The sequence below is a fragment of the Pseudomonas sp. CM25 genome, assembly GCF_013179705.1.
Classification (GTDB): Bacteria; Pseudomonadota; Gammaproteobacteria; order Pseudomonadales; family Pseudomonadaceae; genus Aquipseudomonas.
Window position 1 is genome coordinate 1 of sequence record NZ_JABMCW010000390.1, and the last position, 4,596, is coordinate 4,596.

5 protein-coding genes and 1 pseudogene are annotated in these 4,596 nt (G+C 66.2%); 5 read left to right on the forward strand and 1 reads right to left on the reverse strand.

All coding sequences use genetic code 11. The features are described from left to right. Positions 1 to 412 (forward strand): ABC transporter permease (locus HP546_RS26245; protein WP_172231558.1); only part of this gene is annotated, 412 nt, incomplete at its 5' end. Here HP546_RS26245 and HP546_RS26250 read toward each other — a convergent pair. Further along, a complete protein-coding gene (locus HP546_RS26250; protein ID WP_172231560.1) occupies positions 296 to 922 on the reverse strand; it encodes a DUF2062 domain-containing protein in 627 nt (208 codons plus the stop codon). The two genes, HP546_RS26245 and HP546_RS26250, sit on opposite strands and share 117 nt — an antisense overlap. A 142-nt stretch (positions 923 to 1,064) precedes the next feature. On the opposite strand from HP546_RS26250, the gene HP546_RS26255 reads away from it, so the two are divergent. From HP546_RS26255 to HP546_RS26270, 4 genes and pseudogenes are all read left to right on the forward strand, one after another. Beyond that, complete coding sequence (locus HP546_RS26255; protein ID WP_172231563.1) at positions 1,065 to 3,338, forward strand: DNA internalization-related competence protein ComEC/Rec2; 2,274 nt, start codon at positions 1,065 to 1,067, stop codon at positions 3,336 to 3,338. Positions 3,339 to 3,406: 68 nt separating this feature from the next. Further along, positions 3,407 to 4,042 (forward strand): MotA/TolQ/ExbB proton channel family protein, encoded by a 636-nt coding sequence (locus HP546_RS26260; RefSeq protein ID WP_172231566.1) that lies wholly within the window; start codon positions 3,407 to 3,409, stop codon positions 4,040 to 4,042. Continuing rightward, positions 4,039 to 4,473: a biopolymer transporter ExbD gene (locus tag HP546_RS26265; RefSeq protein WP_172231569.1), complete on the forward strand. Its 435-nt coding sequence runs from the start codon at positions 4,039 to 4,041 to the stop codon at positions 4,471 to 4,473. The genes HP546_RS26260 and HP546_RS26265 overlap by 4 nt, the downstream gene beginning before the upstream one ends. Beyond that, a pseudogene (locus HP546_RS26270) lies at positions 4,473 to 4,596 on the forward strand (tetraacyldisaccharide 4'-kinase); the annotation flags it as partial. The gene HP546_RS26265 and the pseudogene HP546_RS26270, both read left to right, overlap by 1 nt.

Consider the following 4,596-nt stretch of genomic DNA (forward strand, 5'->3'; position numbering starts at 1 on the left):
GGGGGTGATCGTGACCATCCTGTCGATGTTCTTCACCGACTTGCAGGTGCATCACCTCGGTGTGACGGTGGTCGTGGTGCTGCTGACCGCCACCATCTTTTCGCTGCTGGGCTTCGTCAACGCAGTGTTCGCGCGCAACTTCGATGACATTTCGATCATTCCGACGTTCGTGCTGACGCCGCTGACTTACCTGGGTGGGGTGTTCTACTCGATCAACCTGCTGCCGCCGTTCTGGCAGACCGTGTCGCTGGCCAACCCGGTGCTGCACATGGTCAACTCGTTCCGCTACGGCATTCTAGGGGTGTCGGATATCAGTATTGGTACGGCGATCACCTTCATGCTGGTGGCCACTGCGGTGCTCTATACCCTGTGCGTTCGCCTGCTGGTCAGCGGCCGTGGCATGCGTGCATGAGCAACGCAGCTTGCGCCGGCGCCACTGCCGGCCAATCCACCAGCGCCAGTACAGCAGGGTGGTGAAGTAGGCAGCGACGCCCAGCACCACCCCGCACACCACCGAACCCAGCAGAAACGGTTGCCAGACGGTCGCCAGCTGGTCGGTGATCCATTCGAAGGTGAGGGCGTCGGGCAGACTGCGTGGCGGGACTTGCATCAGCCAGGCGCCGGTCATGTAAGTGACGAAGAACACCGGCGGCATGGTCAGCGGGTTGGTCAGCCACACCAGGCTGACGGCAATGGGCAGGTTGCCACGCACCGGGATCGCCAGCGCGGCAGCCAGCAACATCTGCATGGGGATGGGTATCAGCGCCGCGAACAGGCCTACCCCCATGGCCCGTGCTACCGAATGGCGGTTCAGGTGCCAGAGGTTCGGGTCGTGCAGCAGCTTGCCGAAAAAGCGTAAGGACTTGTGTTCGCGAATGCTGGTCGGATCCGGCATGTAGCGTTTGAAAAGTCGGCGCGGCATGTAGGCTCCCGGGGCGTTGATCGAGGCAGTATGCCCTTATTCCCGTTCAGCCTCGTTTAGAGTTTGTGACAATTGTTGAGCAAGCTGGGCCGACAATTGCGCTATGCCTCAGAAGGTGATTTCGCTTCTGGAGCTCTATCTCATGCGCACAGGGATGTTGGCGCTCGCGCTCGGGCTTCTGGCCCTGGGCTTTCTCCCCGCCTTGCCATCGGTCGGATGGCTGATGCTGCTGGCTGCCTGTGCGGTTGCCAGCCTGTTCGGCCGGCTGTGGCCGTTGGGGGTTTTCTTGCTGGGGCTGTGCTGGGCCTGCTGGTTGGCGCAGCAGGCGCTGGATGACCGCCTGGCCCCCGCGCTGGACGGTCGCACCTTGTGGCTGGAGGGCAGGGTGGTGGGTCTGCCGGCGCGCACGGCGCAAAGCGTACGCTTCGAGCTGCAGGCCGCCCAGTCGCGGCGGGCGCAACTACCAGGGCGCTTGCAGCTGAACTGGTTCGACGGGCCACCGCTGCGGGCGGGTGAGCAATGGCGGCTGGCGGTGACCTTGCAGCGCCCGGCCGGGCTGCTCAACCCGCATGGGCCAGACCGCGAAGCGCAATTGCTGGCGCGGCGCGTTGGCGCCACGGGCACGGTCAAAGCCGGGCAATTGCTGGCGCCGGTTACTGGCGGCTGGCGTGATTCGCTGCGCCAGCGCCTGTTGGCCGTGGACGCCAATGGCCGGCAAGCCGCGCTCGTGGCGCTGGTGCTGGGCGATGGCGCGGGCCTGGCCCGGCAGGACTGGCAGACGCTGCAGGCCACCGGCACGGTGCACCTGCTGGTAATTTCCGGGCAGCACATCGGGCTGGTCGCTGGTTTGTTGTATGGCCTGGTCGCCGGGCTGGCCCGTTGGGGCCTGTGGCCTGCGCGGTTGCCTTGGTTGCCCTGGGCCTGTGGCCTGGCCATGGCTGCGGCGCTGGCCTATGGCTGGCTGGCCGGTGGCGGCGTGCCGGTGCAGCGGGCCTGCCTGATGCTGGCGGTGGTGTTGCTCTGGAGGCTGCGTTTTCGCCACCTTGGGGCGTTCTTGCCTTTGCTGCTGGCGTTGGTTGCCGTGTTGCTGGTCGAGCCGTTGGCGGCACTGCTGCCTGGCTTCTGGCTGTCGTTTACCGCCGTGGCCACGCTTATCTATTGCTTCAGTGCCCGCCTGGGCGGCTGGCGACCCTGGCAGGCCTGGACGCGTGCGCAGTGGGTGATCGCCATCGGTTTATTGCCGGTGCTGCTGGCTACAGGCCTGCCAGTCAGCCTGAGTGCGCCGCTGGCCAACCTGGTGGCAGTGCCGTGGATCAGCCTGGCAGTGTTGCCGTTGGCGCTGTCGGGTACGCTGCTGCTGCCGCTGGGCGGGGCAGGTGAGGCGTTGTTGTGGCTGGCGGGTGGGCTGCTGGACCTGTTGTTCCGAGGTTTGGACCTGGTGGCGCAACAGCGCGCGGCGTGGCTGCCGCCGGCCCCGCCACTGTGGGCCTGGCTGCTGGTGTGCCTTGGGGCGTTGCTGGTGCTGCTACCCCGCGGCGTGCCGCTGCGCGGTTTGGGCGGGGTGATGCTGCTGGCGCTGTGGGTGCCCCGGGAGCCAGTGCCGCTGGGGCAGGTCGAGGTGTTGCAGCTGGACGTTGGTCAAGGGTTGGCGGTGCTCTTGCGTACCCGCCATCACAACCTGCTGTACGACGCCGGGCCGGCCAGGGGGGATAGTGACCTGGGTGAGCGGGTGGTGCTGCCGACCTTGCGCAAGTTGGGGGTGGGCAGCCTGGACATGATGTTGATCAGCCATGCGCATGCCGATCATGCGGGCGGTGCAGCGGCCGTCGAGCGGGGCTTGCCGGTCAGGCGGATGATCGGGGGCGAAGCGCTGGAGCATGTTCAGTTGCAGCCGTGCAGCAGCGGCGAGCACTGGGAGTGGGATGGTGTGCGGTTTTCGCTGTGGCGCTGGGCTGACGGGCAGAGCAGCAATGACCGCTCCTGTGTGCTGCTGGTCGAGGCGCAGGGTGAGCGATTGCTGTTGGCGGGTGATATCGAGGCCGCAGCGGAGCGTGCCTGGCTTGCGCAGGCTGACATGCCCCGAATCGACTGGCTCCAGGCGCCCCATCATGGCAGCCGGAGTTCGTCCACCGAGGCTTTCATCCGTGCGACGGCGCCGCAGGGGGTGTTGATTTCCCGGGGGCGCAATAACAGCTTTGGGCATCCGCATGCGCAGGTGGTGGAGCGGTATCGGCGGCATGGGGTGGTGATGCATGACACGGAGGTGGAGGGGGCATTGCGGCTGGTTTTGGGGGGGCACGGGGCGGTTGAGGGTATGCGCGGGCAGCGGCGGTTTTGGCGGGTTCGTGCGGCGCTCGATCTCGGAGGCGCTGAAAATGTCGCGGCAAACACCTCCCGGCCCCCACCAATTCCCTGACCTCTGGCAGATGAGCCCTCGGCGCGCCTATGGTAGAGTGGCGGCCTTTTTCCGAAGGGGCGTTTACTGTGTGGGAATTGGTCAAGTCCGGTGGTTGGATGATGCTGCCGATCATTCTGAGTTCCATCGCTGCCATGGCTATCGTCGGCGAGCGCCTGTGGACCCTGCGCGCCAGTCGCGTCACCCCGCCGCACTTGCTGGGCCAGGTGTGGATCTGGATCAAGGACAAGCAACTGACCAGTGACAAGCTCAAGGCCCTGCGTGCCGACTCGCCACTGGGTGAAATCCTCGCGGCAGGCCTGGCCAACTCCCGCCATGGCCGCGAAATCATGAAAGAGTGCATCGAGGAGGCCGCCTCGCGTGTCATCCACGAGCTGGAACGCTACATCAGCACCCTCGGCACCATCGCCGCCATGGCCCCGCTGCTGGGCCTGCTGGGTACCGTGCTGGGCATGATCGACATCTTCAGCGCCTTCATGGGCTCGCAGATGACCGCCAATGCCGCAGTGCTGGCCGGTGGTATTTCCAAAGCGCTGGTGACCACTGCTGCCGGCCTGATGGTCGGCATTCCGGCGGTGTTCTTCCACCGCTTCCTGCTGCGCCGCATTGATGAGCTGGTGGTGGGCATGGAGCAGGAGGCGATCAAGCTGGTGGAGGTGATCCAGGGCGACCGTGAAGTGGAAGTGGCCGGAGGCAAGGCGTGAAGTTTCGGCGCAATCGCCAGCGGGAGAACGTCGACATCAACCTCGCGTCGCTGATCGACGTGGTGTTCGTCCTGCTGCTGTTCTTCGTGGTCACCACCACCTTCACCCGCGAGACCCAGCTGCGCGTCGAGCTGCCCGAGGCCGCCAGCGCCGAGCCGGCGCCGGCCGAGCAGGGCAAGCTGGTGGAAATCACCATCAGCGCCGAAGGCGTGTACTCGGTGAACAACCACCTGCTGCCCAAGAGCGACCTGGCCACCCTGAGCGAGGCGATCGAGCGTGAGTCGGGCGGCGACAACAAGCTGCCGCTGGCTATCAGTGCCGACGGCAAGACCCCGCACCAGGCGGTGGTCACTGCAATGGATGCCGCCGGCAAGCTCGGCTTCAGCCAGTTGCGCATGACCACCGTCGAGGCGGCCCAGGGCACGCCCTGATGGCCTTCGCCGACCGCCTGCTCGCTGCCTGGTACGCCGGCCACCCGGCGCTGGCGCTGCTGCGCCCGCTGGAGGCGCTGTACCGCCGTGTGGTCACGGGCAAGCGGGCGCGTTTTCTCAGTG